The 17,348-nt window shown below is 36.6% G+C and carries 19 protein-coding genes, 1 tRNA gene and 1 pseudogene; 11 read left to right on the top strand and 10 right to left on the bottom strand.

Annotated elements, in window-relative coordinates; all coding sequences use genetic code 11:
- Positions 1-19 precede the first annotated feature (19 nt).
- The 9 genes and pseudogenes from SJY37_RS07555 to SJY37_RS07515 all read left to right on the top strand — a co-directional run bounded on the left by SJY37_RS07555 (position 20) and on the right by SJY37_RS07515 (position 8,903).
- Positions 20-1,654: a 4Fe-4S binding protein gene (locus SJY37_RS07555; protein ID WP_298329991.1), complete on the top strand. Its 1,635-nt coding sequence runs from the start codon at positions 20-22 to the stop codon at positions 1,652-1,654.
- Between the two features lie 258 nt (positions 1,655-1,912).
- The gene (locus tag SJY37_RS07550; protein WP_298329994.1) at positions 1,913-2,209 is read left to right on the top strand and encodes a DUF4328 domain-containing protein; all 297 of its coding nucleotides are present in this window, start codon (positions 1,913-1,915) and stop codon (positions 2,207-2,209) included.
- A gap of 24 nt (positions 2,210-2,233) precedes the next feature.
- The gene (locus tag SJY37_RS07545) at positions 2,234-2,539 is read left to right on the top strand and encodes a dATP/dGTP pyrophosphohydrolase domain-containing protein (RefSeq protein ID WP_298329997.1); all 306 of its coding nucleotides are present in this window, start codon (positions 2,234-2,236) and stop codon (positions 2,537-2,539) included.
- Between the two features lie 102 nt (positions 2,540-2,641).
- On the top strand, positions 2,642-3,328 hold the full coding sequence (locus tag SJY37_RS07540; protein ID WP_298330000.1) for a GNAT family N-acetyltransferase: 687 nt from the start codon (positions 2,642-2,644) through the stop codon (positions 3,326-3,328).
- A gap of 8 nt (positions 3,329-3,336) precedes the next feature.
- Positions 3,337-3,879: a DinB family protein gene (locus tag SJY37_RS07535; protein WP_298330002.1), complete on the top strand. Its 543-nt coding sequence runs from the start codon at positions 3,337-3,339 to the stop codon at positions 3,877-3,879.
- Between the two features lie 73 nt (positions 3,880-3,952).
- Complete coding sequence (locus SJY37_RS07530; RefSeq protein WP_298330005.1) at positions 3,953-4,870, top strand: DUF4240 domain-containing protein; 918 nt, start codon at positions 3,953-3,955, stop codon at positions 4,868-4,870.
- A 33-nt stretch (positions 4,871-4,903) separates the two neighbouring features.
- Positions 4,904-4,972: pseudogene (locus SJY37_RS07525) on the top strand (DUF2200 family protein); the annotation flags it as partial.
- Positions 4,973-5,295: 323 nt separating this feature from the next.
- Complete coding sequence (locus SJY37_RS07520; RefSeq protein WP_298330008.1) at positions 5,296-7,719, top strand: TonB-dependent receptor; 2,424 nt, start codon at positions 5,296-5,298, stop codon at positions 7,717-7,719.
- A 59-nt stretch (positions 7,720-7,778) separates the two neighbouring features.
- Positions 7,779-8,903: a PepSY domain-containing protein gene (locus tag SJY37_RS07515; RefSeq protein WP_298330011.1), complete on the top strand. Its 1,125-nt coding sequence runs from the start codon at positions 7,779-7,781 to the stop codon at positions 8,901-8,903.
- 13 nt (positions 8,904-8,916) lie between these two features.
- Here the strand turns inward: SJY37_RS07515 and SJY37_RS07510 are convergent, their stop codons facing one another.
- A complete protein-coding gene (locus SJY37_RS07510) occupies positions 8,917-9,879 on the bottom strand; it encodes a lipid A deacylase LpxR family protein (RefSeq protein WP_379952948.1) in 963 nt (320 codons plus the stop codon).
- 131 nt (positions 9,880-10,010) lie between these two features.
- Here SJY37_RS07510 and SJY37_RS07505 point away from each other — a divergent pair, with 131 nt between their 5' ends.
- Positions 10,011-10,484, top strand: a complete 474-nt coding sequence (locus SJY37_RS07505) for a DUF1572 domain-containing protein (protein ID WP_298330017.1) — start codon at positions 10,011-10,013, stop codon at positions 10,482-10,484.
- A gap of 59 nt (positions 10,485-10,543) precedes the next feature.
- On the opposite strand, the gene accC is transcribed toward SJY37_RS07505, so the two are convergent.
- The 6 genes from accC to pdxA all read right to left on the bottom strand — a co-directional run bounded on the left by accC (position 10,544) and on the right by pdxA (position 15,618).
- Positions 10,544-11,896, bottom strand: a complete 1,353-nt coding sequence (accC, locus tag SJY37_RS07500) for an acetyl-CoA carboxylase biotin carboxylase subunit (RefSeq protein WP_298330020.1) — start codon at positions 11,894-11,896, stop codon at positions 10,544-10,546.
- A gap of 106 nt (positions 11,897-12,002) precedes the next feature.
- Positions 12,003-12,491, bottom strand: coding sequence for an acetyl-CoA carboxylase biotin carboxyl carrier protein (gene accB / locus SJY37_RS07495; protein ID WP_298330023.1), 489 nt, complete (start codon positions 12,489-12,491; stop codon positions 12,003-12,005).
- Between the two features lie 27 nt (positions 12,492-12,518).
- Positions 12,519-13,517, bottom strand: a complete 999-nt coding sequence (locus tag SJY37_RS07490) for a beta-ketoacyl-ACP synthase III (protein ID WP_013750155.1) — start codon at positions 13,515-13,517, stop codon at positions 12,519-12,521.
- Between the two features lie 163 nt (positions 13,518-13,680).
- Complete coding sequence (rpmF, locus tag SJY37_RS07485; RefSeq protein WP_013750156.1) at positions 13,681-13,878, bottom strand: 50S ribosomal protein L32; 198 nt, start codon at positions 13,876-13,878, stop codon at positions 13,681-13,683.
- A gap of 9 nt (positions 13,879-13,887) precedes the next feature.
- Positions 13,888-14,427: a DUF177 domain-containing protein gene (locus SJY37_RS07480; protein ID WP_298330036.1), complete on the bottom strand. Its 540-nt coding sequence runs from the start codon at positions 14,425-14,427 to the stop codon at positions 13,888-13,890.
- A 108-nt stretch (positions 14,428-14,535) separates the two neighbouring features.
- Entirely contained in the window at positions 14,536-15,618 is a 1,083-nt protein-coding gene (gene pdxA / locus SJY37_RS07475; RefSeq protein ID WP_298330039.1) for a 4-hydroxythreonine-4-phosphate dehydrogenase PdxA, read from the bottom strand.
- Between the two features lie 59 nt (positions 15,619-15,677).
- Between pdxA and SJY37_RS07470 the strand changes: the two genes are divergently transcribed.
- A complete protein-coding gene (locus SJY37_RS07470) occupies positions 15,678-16,265 on the top strand; it encodes a riboflavin synthase (protein ID WP_298330041.1) in 588 nt (195 codons plus the stop codon).
- Here the strand turns inward: SJY37_RS07470 and SJY37_RS07465 are convergent.
- The 3 genes from SJY37_RS07465 to mce form a co-directional block, all read right to left on the bottom strand.
- Entirely contained in the window at positions 16,249-16,476 is a 228-nt protein-coding gene (locus SJY37_RS07465) for a hypothetical protein (RefSeq protein ID WP_298330044.1), read from the bottom strand. The two genes, SJY37_RS07470 and SJY37_RS07465, sit on opposite strands and share 17 nt — an antisense overlap.
- A gap of 241 nt (positions 16,477-16,717) precedes the next feature.
- Positions 16,718-16,791, bottom strand: a tRNA-Ile gene (locus SJY37_RS07460).
- A gap of 79 nt (positions 16,792-16,870) precedes the next feature.
- Positions 16,871-17,278 (bottom strand): methylmalonyl-CoA epimerase, encoded by a 408-nt coding sequence (gene mce, locus SJY37_RS07455; protein WP_013750161.1) that lies wholly within the window; start codon positions 17,276-17,278, stop codon positions 16,871-16,873.
- Between the last annotated feature and the right edge of the window lie 70 nt (positions 17,279-17,348).

Genomic DNA, 17,348 nt, shown 5'->3' with positions numbered 1-17,348 from the left:
TACCTTACGACTTACACTTATGAAAATTATTAAAAACTTAGGCCTGGTTATCTTTCTTACTGGACTAGCAATATGGACTGCTTCTGTGTTTATGGGAGGCTTTACATTACAACAAGATCAACTAGACGCTTTTGTTTCCGAAAAAGGAATTAAAAGCGAACTCATTACTAAAAAAATAACCGAAGACGTAGTGGGCAAAACCCTAGGCACCTTTGCTTTTACAGGTGCCATACGTAATGCCCTTGCCGAAAACAACACCTATTATGATGCTCAAATAGCCAAATATGACGCTGCAAAGGAGTGGGATAAAAAAGGAGAACAATACCAGTATCGCATTAATAATAAAGACTTTCAAGCCTTTAGCTTCTCCCTAGCCAAAAAAGCAGGAACAGGCTTCATCGTTGAAAATAAAGGGCTCATGTGGTTCTTAACTTTTGGACTAAGCATCTTAGGAGCACTTATGTTTATTTTTCCTAACCTTGTTTTATTAGGTAAACCAGGAATTAAAAACGACCACATCTACCACGACGCAGCTACAAACCGCGGCTGGATTGCCTGGTTAGTACTCATATACCTCGTGCTATTTTACCTAGTGCTTTATTTTAATGCAGACTATGTAGTAAACTGGACATTTATACTCGACCCTATTAGTAATGCGCTTAACGGTGGAGATGCCAGCCAGTGGTTTGTGTACGGTTTCTTATACTGTACCATCATGCTCACGATGGCTATGCGTATGTATATAAAGTACCGTCATAATAAATACCAGATTGTACGCACTACGTCTGTATTATTCTTCCAGATTGTATTTGCCTTCCTTATTCCAGAGATCATGTCTAGCTTAGGAAAGCCAGGATATGATTTTAAAAATGCATTCCCACTTGACTATGATTTCTTTTTTGAGTGGAATCTAGAAACACTTACAGAAAGTGGTGGCCTAGGTATTTTCATCCTTGTATGGGGTGTTGTACTTACACTCGTGATAGTACCAGTAATGGTATACTTCTTTGGAAAAAGATGGTATTGTAGTTGGGTTTGTGGTTGTGGAGGTCTTGCCGAAACACTTGGAGATCCTTACCGCCAGCATTCTAATAAAACGATGAAAGCTTGGAAGCTGGAGCGCTGGCTCATTCATTCTGTACTTGCTTTCTCACTTGTAATGACCGTGGTTACTTTATATTGCTACTTTACAGGAGCAGAGTCGCTACTAGGTATTAACACGCAGTGGATTAAGGATACGTATAGTTTCTTGATAGGTGCTTGGTTTGCAGGAGTAATTGGGACTGGATTCTACCCTATTTTTGGTAACCGTGTATGGTGTCGTTTTGGATGCCCGCTAGCAGCCTACTTAGGATTTGTACAACGTTTTAAATCTCGTTTTAGAATCACTACAAACGGAGGACAATGTATCTCTTGTGGTAACTGTTCTACCTATTGTGAGCAAGGAATTGATGTACGTGCATATGCTCAGAAAGGAGAGAACATCGTACGTTCTAGCTGTGTAGGTTGTGGTGTATGTAGCGCAGTATGTCCTCGTGGCGTACTTAAATTAGAAAACGGACCAGAAGCAGGTCGTATCAACCCTACTCAAGTATTATTAGGTAATGACGTAGACCTTATGGACTATGTAAATAATGATCAAGATGTAGCGTAACTATTTTATTACGCTTTCGCGAAAATGTGATATTTCAAAAACCACCTCAGGAAACTGTGGTGGTTTTTGGGTTTTAAACTGTGTATTAAAGCTTGCTTCTGATAAGGTGATATGAACTTTATTTCAAAAAAAATATGATTATATGGGAATCCGTAAAAACAAAGCACTAAGGTGTTGTATTTTCGGTGGCTACATACCAAATACAAATATATAACCTTAAAAAAACGGCTAATCCATTGGAAAACTTTAATGAGGGAAATGTGGAAAAAAACGACACGTTTAATAAAAGCTGAAGACTCTAACTACTTAGACAGCAATACTACAGTTATCGGAATTTGGTGGACATTATGGATTGTGTCTAACTATATAGGTAATTATGTACTTAAGAGTATCTTTAAAGAACAGACTATTGAGACTTTAATGAGTAGTACTATTGCAGAGATGGTTATGTCAATATTAGGAATACCGCTAGCTATCGTGACCGTAACTATTATCAAAAACTATTCGTCCAAAGAAGAGAAAATTTCAAGTATAGAAAAACAAAAATCTATTTAGTAAATAGCTTAATTCAACTAAATCATGGATATCATCGCATTAGAAAAGAAAAGACTAGAATGGTCTCTTAGAACATTTACAGAAGCCACCCCAATGGGATCGCTTGAAAAAGCTAAGGAAGAGATAAAAGAAATAGAAGACGATATTAACAATGACATTAAAAATCCAGTTGAATATGCAGATGCTATCATGTGCATTTTTGACGTAGCAGCTAGAATGGGAATAAGTGCAGAAGATGTCATGATTGCCTATGAAGAGAAGCTTGCCGTCAATATGAAGCGAACTTGGAAGAAGAATTCTAATAATAGCTATTCACATATAAAGTCATAATTTTAAGCTTTCTTAAAGGTATACTTTTGGCTAAGAAATCAACTTTATAAACGACTACAAAACTGTAAAAATTTTAATAAAACTCAATCTTCCTTCAGCTCAATGACAACCCTACCTCAACAATTAGAAAACCCTGTCTGGTATTCTTTACGTGAAACACATAAAAAGTTTGCAGTTACTTTTGATGGCGTTCTGTTTTATAACCCCGCGGTATGCACGTTTGGGGCTTTCTTTGATGAGGCGAAGACTGCAAGCGCTTCTAGGGAATATATAAAGACCAGAAAAGATTTCTTCTTCGTCACAGAAAACCAAACTCCACAAATAGATGACACAAAAATTGTTCTAAACAGAAAAATTGATGGCTGTCAGATGGTGTTGAAAGAGTTAAGTGACGTTGTAATCAAGGAAGATATCATATTATTGGACGAGTCTTATATTGATGAGATTTATGAGCTCGTATGGTTAGTAATGCCTGGTTTCTATCAAAAGCGCAGTTTTGAAATGGGCAATTTCTATGGAATTACTAAAAACGGTAAACTAGTTGCCATCTCGGGACAACGCATGCAAACCAATCTCTTTGTAGAAATAAGCTCCGTAGTCACCCATCCAGATTACACCAAGCAAAAACTAGCTAGTCAGCTCATTGCTCACAACGCTCAAGAGATTTTAAAAGAAAATAAAACACCCATTTTACATACCAACAAAGGAAACCTTGCGATTCCATTGTATAAAAGATTAGGATTTGAGGTTACTAGGGATATGAATTGGTGGTTATATTGTAAAAAATAGTAAGTACTATGAGACACCTTTTTATCTTATCGATCATTTTATGTTTTAGTATCAGCGACACCTTGCTACATGCTCAAGAAACTAATTTCATAAACGATTATATACAGCGTTTAGAAAACTCCCAAGAATATCTCAATCTCGTTGCAGAAGCAATGCCTAGTGAGAACTACAGCTACAGAGTTACACCAGCCTCTAGTAGTTTTGAAGAAAACTTAATGCACATCGCATGGGCGATGGACTGGCACAGTGAATCACTTTTAAATGGGCGTCCAGCAAGGAACTGGGAGACAGATAGCGAACTTAAAGTTGCTTCCAAAACTAAGGAGGAAATGATTGCTGCTGTAAACAAGACTTTTGAACACACTGTCAAATTAATCCAAGAGCTTGATACATCCCAATTGAATGACACAGTAGCTTACGGCAATCTGCAACGCACAAAGCGCCAAGTGTTACTTATCCTCACCGATCACATTACGCACCACAGGGCACAAATGCTAGTTGCATTACGCCTTAATGGCTTAGTACCGCCACGGTATATGTTGTATCAGTAGTATAAGATAGAACGTATTTAAAAGGTTACTACCATATTTCTAAAATGAAAATCATCACGAATAAATTTTAATAATGAACGATTTAATTAAACTTGGAAAGAAACGAACATTGCTTATTTCATTAAGTATTTTACTTGTCTCCATACATACTATTTATTTTTACAATGTGAGTGTATTAGAGATAGAACCTACCAAACTCCTTCAACAATTCATACGTTTCTTATTAACTATTGGGCTACTACTCATGGTTTATAAAGGAAAAAATTGGGCAAGGATTATTGCTATAATTCTATTTGCTTTTGGAATATTAGGAGCCATTTTTGGATTCATTACAACCGACACTTATTTTCTAAATAAAACACCATTCTTAGTAATGATTTTCGTCTATGGAATGGCAGTTTATCATTTCAGCTTTTCAAAAAGTTTTAAGGCATTTTTTGAATCTCAAAAAACTAACATTACCCAAGCTCCCGGCTTATACGAGAGACAGATGCAATTAGATAAGTTCTGGCAAATCGTTGAGACTAGTAATATTAAAAGTCATGGTGATTATGAACAGCAGCAAGAGCAATTAAAAAAAGAATTACTACTCCTTAATCCTCCAGAAATTGTTGCTTTTAATAACACCTTTAAGTTTTTAAAAGGAAGCATTTACAATTGGGACTTTTGGGCAGCTGCGTATATAATTAATGGAGGGTGCTCTGATGATTGCTTCTCAGACTTCAGAGGTTGGTTAATAGGCAGAGGAAAACAAATCTTTGACAATGCAGTTCAAGATATTGAAAGCCTAGCTACACTTGAAGATACTAATGATGGTGATTGGGAAGGCTTAAGCTATGTACCAAGTATTGCCTTTGAAGAGAAGACAGGAATAGATATGCCTATAGGAATTCGACAAAACATGATTATTTCTGGTGATGAATGGGATGAAGAAGGAGATGATTTGAAGAATAAATATCCTAAACTATGGATGACTTTTGAAGAAAATTAAAAAAGCTGTTACACGTTCAGACACTATTAAAAATACCTTGACAAACTAGTTGATGAGCTGGCCAAAGGTCGTTCTATGGAAAAAATCTTACGCACACTATAACATTTTCGCTTTAAGCTTATTCAATAAGTCATTTATGAGCACATATTTCTTGATCACCGCCTACTCTTAATAGTGGCGGGCAATTATGTAACGCAAATTCCTGATACCCTTATCTTGATATTTAGAGGATAATTTTCACCTTCCCTCCACAATTCTGGACTCAAATCATTGCAAATAAACTTTTATAACTACTCGATAAAGCATCGATTACAAATTGACGCTAAAAATACTATTTAGAATTATTATAAATAATTTGGTCATTTAAAAAGACATGGATATGTTTGCATCAAATTTACTATTTATATTAAGTCTAAATAAAAACAATGAAACAATTTTTACCAATCTTAAGTCTCATATTGCTTACAAATGTGGCTATTGCACAACAAGGCTCCATCACCGCTACTGTAGTAGATGCAAATAAATCTCATCTATACGGTGTTAATGCTACTCTCAAAACATCTAAGCAAGGAGCACAAACAGGAAATGATGGAACTTTTATTATTCAAAATGTGAGTGATGGAACTCATGTTCTTACAATCTCATATCTAGGTTTTAAAACAAAGGAATTTACAGTTACGGTGGCTAATGACCTACCAACTAACTTAAACACGATCACGCTGTATGAAGGAAATGAAATCCTATCTGAAGTAATTCTAGAAGGTGAACGACGCAATAAATTTTCAAGAAAGAAAACTGCTTACGTTTCCAAACTACCTCTAAAGGACATTGAAAACACGCAAGTTTATAGTACTATCACAAATGAATTATTAAAATCTCAAGTAATAACAAACTTTGACGATGCCCTTAAAAATGCAACAGGTGTTGAACAGTTATGGACCTCTACAGGTCGTGGTGGTGATGGTGCAGGATATTTTTCCTTACGAGGTTTTTCTGTGCAACCACAGTTAGTTAATGGATTACCGGGTCTTACAAATGGAACTATAAACCCTGCAAACATAGAGCGCATAGAAGTCTTGAAAGGTCCCTCTGCTACACTTTTTGGTAATGCAGTAAGCTCTTATGGAGGCCTTATAAATGTAGTTACTAAAAAACCATATGCAGGGACTGGTGGAGAATTATCTTTTACTTCTGGAAGCTACGGACTCAATCAGATTGTAGGTGATTTTAATACTCCTCTAAGTAAGGATGACAATCTATACTTTAGACTAAATACAGCATATACTACTGAACAAAGCTTTCAAGATGCAGGTTTTAGAAAATCATTTTTTGTTGCTCCTTCTCTATCGTATAAGGTAAATAACAAACTGTCATTTTCATTCTATGGAGAAATCACCCAAGCAGAACAAACAAACCCAACATTTCTATTCTTAAATAGAAGCGCTCCTACCGAGGCATCTAATCTTGATGAATTAGAATACAATAACAAATTATCATTTACGAGTAATGAGCTTACTCTAGAAAACCCAACACAAAACTATAGGGTTGAGATGGACTATAAGTTATCTGAGTCATGGCAATCCCAAACACTTTTATCAAAAAGTGCCACATCTACAAAAGGCTATTACTCATACCTATTTGATTTTGGCATTCTTGGTAATGACACATTCTCTCGATTTATTAATAAACAAAATGCAAACACCCAGACTACAGATATACAACAGAATTTTGTGGGTGATTTTAAAGTAGCTTCTCTTAGAAACAGAGTGGTAATAGGGGTTGATTACTTCAATGCAACCGAAACTAACAATAGCTCAGGTTATGCTTTTTATGGTAATGTAACTCCAGATGGCGGAATTAATAATGACAATCCATTTACCGCAGATGTTGAAGACACTCCGTTTCCATTATCTACATCTGCCGTAGATGCGGCTATTGCAACTCAAGGTGTAAGTAACATCAAATCAAAATATCACATCTATAGTCTATACGCATCTGATGTACTTAACCTCACCGAATCGCTATCTGCGATGGTGGGATTACGATTAGACCATTTTGATAATGAAGGTGATCTAGCAAATGCAGATGATGATTACAATCAAACTACACTCTCGCCTAAGTTCGGCCTATTATATCAACCTATAAAAGATGTACTTTCCGTATTTGGGAACTACCAGAATGGTTTTACAAACGTAGCTCCACAACTCGTAGGAAATCCAGAAGATGGACCGCAAACTCTACAAACTTTTGATCCAGAACAAGCTAATCAAGTTGAATTTGGTTTAAAAACAAACCTTTTTAATAATAAGCTTAACGCTACTCTAAGCTACTATGACATTACGGTAAAAGACCGCGTGATTACTGATCCGTCCTCGCCATTCAATAAAATTCAAGGCGGAGAAGTTACAAGTAGTGGTTTTGAAATTGAAATAAATGCAAATCCGCTAAAAGGATTAAATATTAGAGCCGGATACAGTAATAATGATAGTGAAACCACAGCTTCTGATAACGCCGAAATTCTCAACCGTAGACCACTAGAAGCTGGACCCGAAACACTTTATAACTTCTGGACAAATTATGAATTTCATGAAGGAAGTCTTGATGGCTTTGGTATAGGCCTAGGATTTAATGGAGCTAGTGAGCGACTTGCAATAAACTATGCATCAACGGGAACGTTTACACTTCCAAGTTATGTCATTGCAAATGCCTCAATTTTCTACCAAGCAGATAAATATAGGATAGGTCTAAAGGTTAATAATGCTTTTAATAAAGAATATTATAAAGGCTGGACAACCATCAACCCACAAACGCCAAGAGCAGTAATGGCAAACATTTCATATAATTTTTAATTAGCCCACTAAAGAGGATATGACCACTTGGTCATGTCCTCTTTTTTAAATTTCTGATAATGACTAACAAAAAAATCATATTTCAAATTCATAAAATACTTGGTCTAGCTACAGGCTTAGTTGTTTTTATAGTTGCTATTACAGGGTGTTGCTGGGCTTTTAGAGAAGAGATTGAGCACCTTTATGATGATTATAAAACGGTCACACCTCAAGATTTGCCTATTCTTACTCCCACCGAGGCAAAGATGCTTGCACAAGAAGTATTTCCAGAAAACACAGTGCACGGAACCGTATTTAAAAAAGCTGGTAACGCTGTAGAAGTAATATTTTATGATGCCGAACCAGAATTTTATCAAAGTGTATTTCTCAACCCTTATTCTGGTAAGGTTATTCAAGTAGACAATCACCTTACAGGTTTCTTTGCCTTTATACTTAAAGGGCATATGCGCCTATGGCTACCTAAAGATATAGGAGAGCAAGTAGTTGGTGTATCCATACTACTATTTATTGCCATCATTATTTCGGGCTTTATCTTATGGATTCCTAAAAAGCGTAAAAATATAAAACAACGCATGCGTTTCGACTGGAAAAAAACAACGAGATGGAAGCGCAAAAACTTTGATTTACACACAGTCGTAGGTTTTTACATTTGCTCCTTAGCATTAATTTTAGCTTTTACAGGATCTATGATGTCGTACAATTGGCTTAAATATGTAGTCTATAAATCGACGGGTGGTGATAAGGAGGTTCAGTTTATAATTCCAGATAACGTAAATAGTAGTCAAGACTCTGTAGGACTATTACCTATAGACAACCTCATTGTAAAATTACTTAAGGAAAATCCAGAAGCAGAAGCTTTTGAACTACATTACCCTCAAGCCTCTCATGAAAGTATTTATGTTGAAGTATCTAATAGCACAGGCCTATATTATGATGCAGATTTTAGATTTTTTGATCAACATACTCTTGAAGAGTTAACTACTCCAAGTATTTATGGAACGTATAAAAATGCTAGTGTTGCAGATAAAATTCAGAGAATGAATTATGACATACATATAGGTGCCATAGGCGGTATCGCAGGTAAAATAATAGCGTTTTTAATAAGTTTACTTACAGCCACTTTACCAATAACTGGAATATTACTATGGTATGGAAGAACTTATAAAAAGAGACCTAACTCATAGTTTAATAAAAATATTACAACGTAAACCCAATCCTAATACCTCCCCATTTATAAGAGCTACGAGTTGCAAATTCCTTTGTGATTACGGAGCGAGTGTATTCAAAATAGAGCGTTTTTGTTTTAAGAATAATTCCGTAATCAAACTGTCCTGTTACTCTTTGTACATCTCCAGACTCAATGGTGTATGGACTATCGCGATTAATCAATCCTCCTTGTAATGTAGCGTCATAACCAATGACACTCACCATAGGAGCGGCATAGGCATATAGTTTGAAACCGCTACGCTCTGATAGTGATGAAAATGAATTATTAATAATTCCCACAGTACTATTTACTCCTAGTGATCCATTAGTAAAAAGGGTTCCTACCATTACATTTGCACTCGCTTGAAGCGAAAATAGATCTTCATATCGCACAAGTTGCTTTTCATATCCTATTTCGTAGTTAAGTACGAGATCATTTTTAATTTGATTTTTCCACCCTAGCGGGATTTTATTTCCAGTAGCCTCATGAATGCCTCGCTGCATTTCTTCTCCAAACGCTCCCGGGCCTATAATTCCAATACTTAAACCACTACTAAATATATTTTTTGCAGAAACATCTACCGCAATCATGGAGCTCTTGAGCATTATTGCTGCAGCAAATGGCCTGTCGCCCACTTGTATTTCTGGGCGCTCATAATGATTAGGTGTAAACCCTATATGCTCGATGGATAATCCATAGCGACGCTCGGTGTTTTCAGGTATATAAAACAGCTTATTAACAGGGTTTTTAGCTAAGGATGGTGCTACCAATTCAAAACTATAGCCTTGGGTATAATTTTCATCTGTTGCAGCAAAGTAGTCATTGTCGTAGCTAAACCTAAAATAGTGATTCGCGTTTATTGCTCTATAAGAAGTGGTATTATCAATTTTTTGGCTCCAAGAATACTGACATGAAAGCGATAACATAAGTAGTAGATAACACAAATTCTTCATACTAAGTATACGAGAAACTTGTATTCAAGGTTTTCAAAATAAGAGCCAAATTTTATATCATAAAAGATATGATCACCATGCACGCTTTCGCGAAAGCGTAATAAATAATATCTTGTCATAAAACTACATAGATGACTACTTCACAATTACTAGGCGTTCACCTACAGAAACTCATTACAGGGCCTAATCTGACGGGATCACATCTATCGCAACACCTAGATGATGTTTCTATAGAAGAAGGCATCACGAGTCTCTATGGACTCAATAGTATAGCGCAGCTAGTATTTCATATTCACTATTACATAAATGCTGTGGGAGATGTACTAGAAGGCAAACCACTTCTTGCTAAGGATTCTTTAAGTTTTAATGCTCCCTTGATCAATACGGAAGCAGCATGGCAATTACAAAAAGAACAACTCTATGCGGCGACACATCGTTGTGCACAACTAGCAAAAGATTTTCCTCAAGAGAAATTAAAAGAAGAATTTGTGTTGAAAAAATATGGCAGTTATGAGCATAACTTAGTAGGCCTACTAGAACACTCACATTATCATTTTGGCCAAATGGTGATTATAAAGAAAATATTGCGAGCCCAATTAAAGTAATCTACCGCTACCATCTAAATCAAAAAAATCTCGATATTGCTATCGAGATTTTTTAAAAATTATTCTTGTTCTTCTGGCTTCATAACAAAGTCTTCCATAAACTTCGTTGTATAATTACCAGCGATATAATCTGGGTGATCCATTAACTGTCTGTGAAAAGGAATTGTTGTTTTAATACCTTCTATTACAAACTCATCAAGAGCACGCTTCATTTTATTAATTGCCTCTTCTCTAGTTTGCGCAGTAGTAATCAACTTTGCAATCATAGAATCATAATTAGGAGGAATCATATAACCACTATAAACGTGAGTATCTATACGTACTCCGTGACCTCCTGGTGCATGTAAATTAGTAATGCGCCCTGGTGATGGTCTAAAACCGTTATAAGGATCTTCTGCGTTTATACGACACTCGATAGAGTGTAACTGTGGGTAATAATTCTTTCCTGATACTGGTACTCCAGCAGCAACAAGTATTTGCTCACGTATTAAATCGTAATCTACTACTTGCTCTGTAATAGGGTGCTCTACTTGGATACGAGTATTCATCTCCATAAAGTAGAAATTGCGATGCTTATCTACAAGAAACTCTACCGTACCTGCTCCTTCATACTTAATATATTCGGCAGCTTTTACAGCAGCTTCTCCCATACGCTCACGAAGGTCATCTGTCATAAATGGTGACGGAGTCTCCTCAGTAAGTTTTTGGTGACGTCTTTGTACAGAGCAATCTCTTTCAGAAAGGTGACACGCTTTACCGTTACTGTCTCCTACAATCTGAATCTCGATATGGCGTGGCTCTTCAATAAGCTTTTCCATATACATCCCGTCATTACCAAATGCTGCAGCACTTTCTTGACGAGCACCTTCCCAAGCTTTAAGAAGATCTTCTTTCTTCCATACAGCACGCATACCTTTACCACCACCACCGGCAGTAGCTTTAAGCATTACAGGGTAACCAGTTTCATCTGCTAGTTTCTGGCACTCTTCAAAGTCTTTTATAATTCCGTCAGATCCAGGCACACATGGTACACCAGCTGCTTTCATTGTTTTCTTTGCAGTTGCCTTATCTCCCATTTTAGAAATCATCTCTGCAGATGCCCCTATAAATTTGATATCGTGCTCCTCACATATTTTTGAAAACTTTGCGTTTTCAGATAAGAAACCATATCCTGGGTGAATGGCATCTGCATTTGTAATCTCTGCAGCAGCAATAACATTAGACATTTTAAGATAAGACTCTGCACTAGGCGCAGGTCCTATACATACGGCCTCATCTGCAAACTTCACGTGTAAACTCTCACGATCTGCAGTAGAGTATACCGCTACGGTTTTGATTCCCATCTCCTTACACGTGCGTATAACACGGAGTGCGATCTCACCACGATTTGCTATAAGTATCTTTTTAAACATAGTGTTTATTTTTTATTGTGGTACGTAAAAATGAGCAGTAAGATTACGCTTTCGCGAAAGCATAATACCACAATACCTCCTCAATGATTAAAATACCCGTAGGGGATTATGACGGATCTACCAAGAATAATGGTTGATCAAACTCTACAGGAGAAGAATCATCTACAAGAATCTTTACGATTGTTCCAGATACTTCACTTTCGATCTCGTTAAAAAGCTTCATCGCTTCAATAACACAAAGTACATCTCCTTCTGAGATTTGTTTTCCTACTTCAACAAACATAGGCTTGTCTGGTGCAGGCTTTCTATAAAAAGTTCCAATAATAGGAGACTTTATAGTGATATATTTTGAATTTTCATCCTCTGCTGGAGCAGCTGGTGCTACAGGAGCCGCTGCTTCTTGAGCAGGTGCTGCTGCTACTGGCGCTTGTGGTGCCATTTGCATTGCAGGCATTTGCTGTAAGAAAGTAGTAGGTGCCTTATCATCTTCGCCAGTCTTGATAGTGATTTTTACGTCATCCATTTCAAGTTTTACTTCGCTCGCGCCAGACTTTGCAACAAATCTGATCAGGTTTTGAATTTCTTTTAAATCCATAAGTGTTTGAATTTAGCTTGTTTAGTTTTAGTTGGAGTCATATGCCCACTTGAAGTAAATAGAACCCCAAGTGAATCCACCACCAAAGGCAGCAAATATAATATTATCTCCTTTTTTTAGTTGGTTTTCGTAATCACTCATCAGCAAAGGTAAGGTAGCTGACGTGGTATTTCCATACCTATGTATATTAATAAGTACTTTATCATCATCAAGACCCATTCGTCTTGAAGTAGCATCTATAATACGCTTGTTTGCTTGATGTGCGATAAGGAAGTCTACGTCGTCACCCGTAAGGTTATTACGCTTCATTATTTTATCACTTACATCTGCCATATTAGACACTGCAAATTTAAAAACAGTCTTCCCATCTTGAAAAACCGTGTGCTGTTTATTATCTATAGTTTCTTGTGAAGGAGGTAATATACTTCCTCCGGCATCAATCTTAAGATACTCTCTACCTATTCCATCAGATCTTAATAGCTCGTCTTGTAACCCCAATCCTTCTTGATTAGGTTCAAACAAAACAGCACCAGCACCATCACCAAAGATGATACAGGTTGTTCTATCTGTATAGTCTATAATAGAGGACATTTTATCTGCCCCGATAAGAAGTATTTTTTTATAACGACCAGACTCAATATAGCTCGCTGCTGTAGACATTCCATAAAGGAAGCTAGAACATGCAGCCGAAAGATCAAATGCAAATGCATTTACGGCTCCTATTTGAGTTGCAGTATATACTGCTGTGGATGCAACAGGCATATCTGGTGTCGCAGTCGCAACTATGACCATATCAATTTCTGAGGGGTCAAGTTGTCTTTTTGCAAGAAGGTCTTGGGCTGCCTTTATGGCTAGAAACGAAGTTCCCTTTCCCTTTTCCTTGAGGATTCTACGTTCTTTAATACCAGTGCGAGAGGTTATCCACTCATCATTAGTATCTACCATGCCTGCCAGTATTTCATTGGTCAAGACATAGTCTGGAACGTAAGCGCCTACAGCTGTAATTGCCGCTGAGATTTTACTCATTTGTTTCAGTTAGATTTTTTCGAATATTGACGATTATAGTCAAAAACGAGGGGAAAAATACTAAAAATTGATCAAAACCAGCCTTTAATTAACTTTTTTTGATCAATTGTGAGCATAAAAAAAACTCTCACAACGTGAGAGTTCTATTTTATAAAAGCAAAGCTTACGCCTCTACTTCTTCCGTCTTATCAATAACTACTTGACCTCTATAGTACAACTTCCCTTCAAACCAGTGTGCTCTGTGGTAAAGGTGTGCCTCTCCAGTTGTTGGATCTACAGCTATTTGTGGTATAGCAGCTTTGTAATGCGTTCTTCTTTTATCTCTTCTTGTTTTGGAGATTTTTCTCTTAGGATGTGCCATTACGTACTCTTATTTATCTGTTAATAGTTTTTTTAAAGAATCCCATCTAGGATCTGTATCTTCTTTTTCTTCTTTTACTTTTTGATCTGGAATACTTAATTCTTCCAGCTTATCTAATATATCTGACTGCAATGTCCCGTCCTCAATACCAGGGTGAACCCTCTTATTAGGCAGTGCCAATATAATGAGTTCATAAATATACTGAGCGACATTTACTTCATACTCACCGTAAGGCAAGATTAAAATATCTTCAATATCATTATTAAACTCTTGACCAAACTTCACTACAAGAGTGTAGACATCTTCTACAGGTTGATCATAAGGCTCATTAGTAACATCACAATTCACATTGATAGTACCTGAGATTTTAAAATCAAACTCCATAAAAGTAGACTTCTTTGTTAAGAGAAGTGTAGCCTCAATGTTTGAGTCATTAAAGTCATCATATTCAAAAAGATCAAAGAACGATTTTGTAATCGTGTAATCAAATGTATGCTCTCCTTCTTTTAAACCTACGTATTGTATGGTGTATGGTTTCAATCCTTTCATCACATCAGCCGTTTGGAGCGTGCAAAGATACATAATTTTTTATATCACAAAGCACAAGCTCAATTTTATTTTAATTCTCTACAAATACTAAAATTGCTCTTTAGTATCTTATCTTTTTGCTGGCGGCCTGCCTGATCGCTCTCTACCAGCACGTCTAGGAGAAACCTTAAGTACATCCTTTGTAATCTCCTGATATTCTTTTCTTTTATTATAAATTTTTACTGCAGAAAACACAGCCTCCCTAAAAGAACCTTCATCAGCAGTGCCTTTTCCAGCAATCTCATAAGCTGTGCCGTGATCTGGAGAAGTACGAACCTTATCTAATCCCGCAGTATAATTTACACCCTTACCAAAAGACAATGTCTTAAAAGGAATCAAGCCTTGATCATGATAAGCAGCCAGGATAGCATCAAAATTTTTATAATTTCCTGACCCAAAAAAGCTATCTGCAGCATAAGGCCCGTAAACTAACTGACCATTTGCACGCATTTTTTCAAGCGTAGGTATCAATACCTTATCATCATCATCTCCTATAACTCCATTGTCTCCCACATGTGGATTAATACCCAGTAAGGCAATTTTAGGCCTATCTACACCAAAATCTTGCTTCAAGGCATTATATAATGTATTTACCTTCTTAACAATCACCTCTGGCGTTATCTCACTAGCCACATCTTTTACAGGAACATGATCCGTTAGTAAACCTACTTTAAGCGTATCTGTAATCATAAGCATCATCGCATCACCCTCTAGCTCTTGTGCTAGATAATCTGTATGACCCGGGAATGTAAAATCTTCTTTCTGGATATTAGCCTTATTTATAGGAGCGGTTACAAGTACATCAATATCTCCATTTTTCAGCGCCTTGGTAGCTTCCACAAAAGACTTCAAAGCATAATCGCCTGCTGTTTCAGTCGCCTCTCCCCATTTAATTTCTACAGGCTCCTTCCATAAATTATAGACGTTTATTTTGTTATCTAACGCTTTCGCGAAAGCGTCTATCCCATGAAACTCTGCTTGTAAACTCAAAGACTTCTTGATATAAGAAAGTGTCTTTGCCGAAGCAAAAATTATAGGCGTACAAAAATCAAACATCATCACTTCTGAAAATGTCTTTATCACAACCTCTGCCCCTATTCCATTTAAATCTCCAATAGAAATCCCTACACGTACTTTTTGATCTTTATTCATGTGATGCTTCTAGCGTTTTGTATTTTTACAACACAAAAGTAACCAAATAAAATCCATTCATGTTTACAGGTATTATCGAAGATCTTGCTACCATAGTTTCTATTGAAAAAGACCAAGAAAATATACACTATACCGTAAGAAGCACTATCACTAGCCAACTTAAAATTGACCAAAGTGTTGCTCACAACGGTGTTTGCCTCACTGTAGTTGCCATAAAGGATGACACTTATAGAGTTACTGCCATACAAGAAACACTTGACAAAACAAATCTTAACAGCCTCGCTACTAGCGACACTGTAAATCTAGAGCGCGCTATGCAACTAGGTGCACGTCTTGACGGGCATATTGTACAGGGCCATGTAGATCAAGTAGGGACTTGTACCAACATTGAAGAAGAGGATGGAAGCTGGAGATTTACATTTAAATATGACACCTCACTTGGAAATGTAACTATTGAAAAGGGTTCTATCACTGTAAATGGAACAAGCTTAACAGTTGTAGACTCTACAGAAGGAGGTTTTAGCGTAGCTATTATTCCTTACACCTATGAGAACACAGTATTTAAAGACTTCAAAGTAGGAACGGAGGTAAACTTAGAGTTTGACGTGATAGGAAAATACGTAAAGCGACTTACGCAGGGCTACTAGACTTAGCTTTGTTATTCTTGTAAGCATAAAAAGCTCCTGCAAGAATACCAAAAATCACTAATACAATAATATTATCGTCTATAGGCATAACAAGACCTGGTAGCGAACTAGTTCGCGTATCAGGTGGTGGCGGTCCATCTTGCGCATAAGCGCATAATCCCATAAATGACAGGAAGATAGTTGCAATGAAAGTTCTGAGATTGGGGCTCATAATAATTCAAAAGTAATACTCTTAGGCTGTAAATTGATTTTATCAGCCTCAGAATGTTGGGTTGGGTGTATTTGTGTATTTCGACACCAATAATACGCATTTAAACGGAATTGCAAGCAAATTACTTGTAATTTTAATTTAATACAAGAACGTACTGAAATACCAATTAGATAAATTATCTAATTAATATAGTACAGTAAAACGATAAAGATTGTGAATTTAGTATTCTTACTAAAAAAAGTGGTCCCACTTGGGCTCGAACCAAGGACCCTCTGATTATGAGTCAGATGCTCTAACCAGCTGAGCTATGGGACCGTTGTTTTCTATGTTTCTCAGATGAGGTTGAAAACGGCTGCAAATTTAGTATAAATCTTAACCCAACCAAAGGTTTTTATTACAAATTATCAATTTCTTGACATAATTCTACTAGAACACCTCCAGCAGTCTTAGGATGTACAAAGGCAACCAGCTTATTATCAGCTCCTTTCTTTGGTTTTTCATTTAATAAAATAAAGCCTTCTTTTTTTAATCGCTCCATTTCTTCTACTATATTATCTACTGCAAAGGCTATGTGATGGATACCTTCTCCTTTCTTTTCTAAAAATTTAGCAATAGGCCCATCCTCTGTTGTTGCTTCTAGAAGCTCTATCTTATTAGGCCCAGATTGAAAAAAAGATGTGCGCACTCCTTCTGAGGCTACTTCTTCTATTTTATAATGAGCTACACCCAGTAACTTCTCGTATAAATCATTTCCCGCCTCGAGATCTTTAACTGCGATTCCTATATGCTCTATTTTTTTCATAGTTTATTTAATTTATGATATGTTGTTTCATACTAATAGTATCGCGTAGGCAGGTTTAGCTTTCGCGAAA

Origin of the sequence: Dokdonia sp. R78006, from assembly GCF_042466145.1 — a bacterium.
Classification (GTDB): Bacteria; Bacteroidota; Bacteroidia; order Flavobacteriales; family Flavobacteriaceae; genus Dokdonia.
Note: the sequence above shows the minus strand (reverse complement) of the source record. Positions and strands in the feature narration are given on the sequence as shown.

What these genes read in the sequence shown, in the direction of transcription:
- SJY37_RS07555 (WP_298329991.1), top strand. Translation starts at nt 20, where the DNA reads ATGAAAATTATTAAAAACTTAGGCCTGGTTATCTTTCTTACTGGACTA.
- SJY37_RS07550 (WP_298329994.1), top strand. Translation starts at nt 1,913, where the DNA reads ATGTGGAAAAAAACGACACGTTTAATAAAAGCTGAAGACTCTAACTAC.
- SJY37_RS07545 (WP_298329997.1), top strand. Translation starts at nt 2,234, where the DNA reads ATGGATATCATCGCATTAGAAAAGAAAAGACTAGAATGGTCTCTTAGA.
- SJY37_RS07540 (WP_298330000.1), top strand. Translation starts at nt 2,642, where the DNA reads ATGACAACCCTACCTCAACAATTAGAAAACCCTGTCTGGTATTCTTTA.
- SJY37_RS07535 (WP_298330002.1), top strand. Translation starts at nt 3,337, where the DNA reads ATGAGACACCTTTTTATCTTATCGATCATTTTATGTTTTAGTATCAGC.
- SJY37_RS07530 (WP_298330005.1), top strand. Translation starts at nt 3,953, where the DNA reads ATGAACGATTTAATTAAACTTGGAAAGAAACGAACATTGCTTATTTCA.
- SJY37_RS07520 (WP_298330008.1), top strand. Translation starts at nt 5,296, where the DNA reads ATGAAACAATTTTTACCAATCTTAAGTCTCATATTGCTTACAAATGTG.
- SJY37_RS07515 (WP_298330011.1), top strand. Translation starts at nt 7,779, where the DNA reads ATGACTAACAAAAAAATCATATTTCAAATTCATAAAATACTTGGTCTA.
- SJY37_RS07510 (WP_379952948.1), bottom strand. Translation starts at nt 9,879, where the DNA reads ATGAAGAATTTGTGTTATCTACTACTTATGTTATCGCTTTCATGTCAG.
- SJY37_RS07505 (WP_298330017.1), top strand. Translation starts at nt 10,011, where the DNA reads ATGACTACTTCACAATTACTAGGCGTTCACCTACAGAAACTCATTACA.
- accC (WP_298330020.1), bottom strand. Translation starts at nt 11,896, where the DNA reads ATGTTTAAAAAGATACTTATAGCAAATCGTGGTGAGATCGCACTCCGT.
- accB (WP_298330023.1), bottom strand. Translation starts at nt 12,491, where the DNA reads ATGGATTTAAAAGAAATTCAAAACCTGATCAGATTTGTTGCAAAGTCT.
- SJY37_RS07490 (WP_013750155.1), bottom strand. Translation starts at nt 13,517, where the DNA reads ATGAGTAAAATCTCAGCGGCAATTACAGCTGTAGGCGCTTACGTTCCA.
- rpmF (WP_013750156.1), bottom strand. Translation starts at nt 13,878, where the DNA reads ATGGCACATCCTAAGAGAAAAATCTCCAAAACAAGAAGAGATAAAAGA.
- SJY37_RS07480 (WP_298330036.1), bottom strand. Translation starts at nt 14,427, where the DNA reads ATGAAAGGATTGAAACCATACACCATACAATACGTAGGTTTAAAAGAA.
- pdxA (WP_298330039.1), bottom strand. Translation starts at nt 15,618, where the DNA reads ATGAATAAAGATCAAAAAGTACGTGTAGGGATTTCTATTGGAGATTTA.
- SJY37_RS07470 (WP_298330041.1), top strand. Translation starts at nt 15,678, where the DNA reads ATGTTTACAGGTATTATCGAAGATCTTGCTACCATAGTTTCTATTGAA.
- SJY37_RS07465 (WP_298330044.1), bottom strand. Translation starts at nt 16,476, where the DNA reads ATGAGCCCCAATCTCAGAACTTTCATTGCAACTATCTTCCTGTCATTT.
- mce (WP_013750161.1), bottom strand. Translation starts at nt 17,278, where the DNA reads ATGAAAAAAATAGAGCATATAGGAATCGCAGTTAAAGATCTCGAGGCG.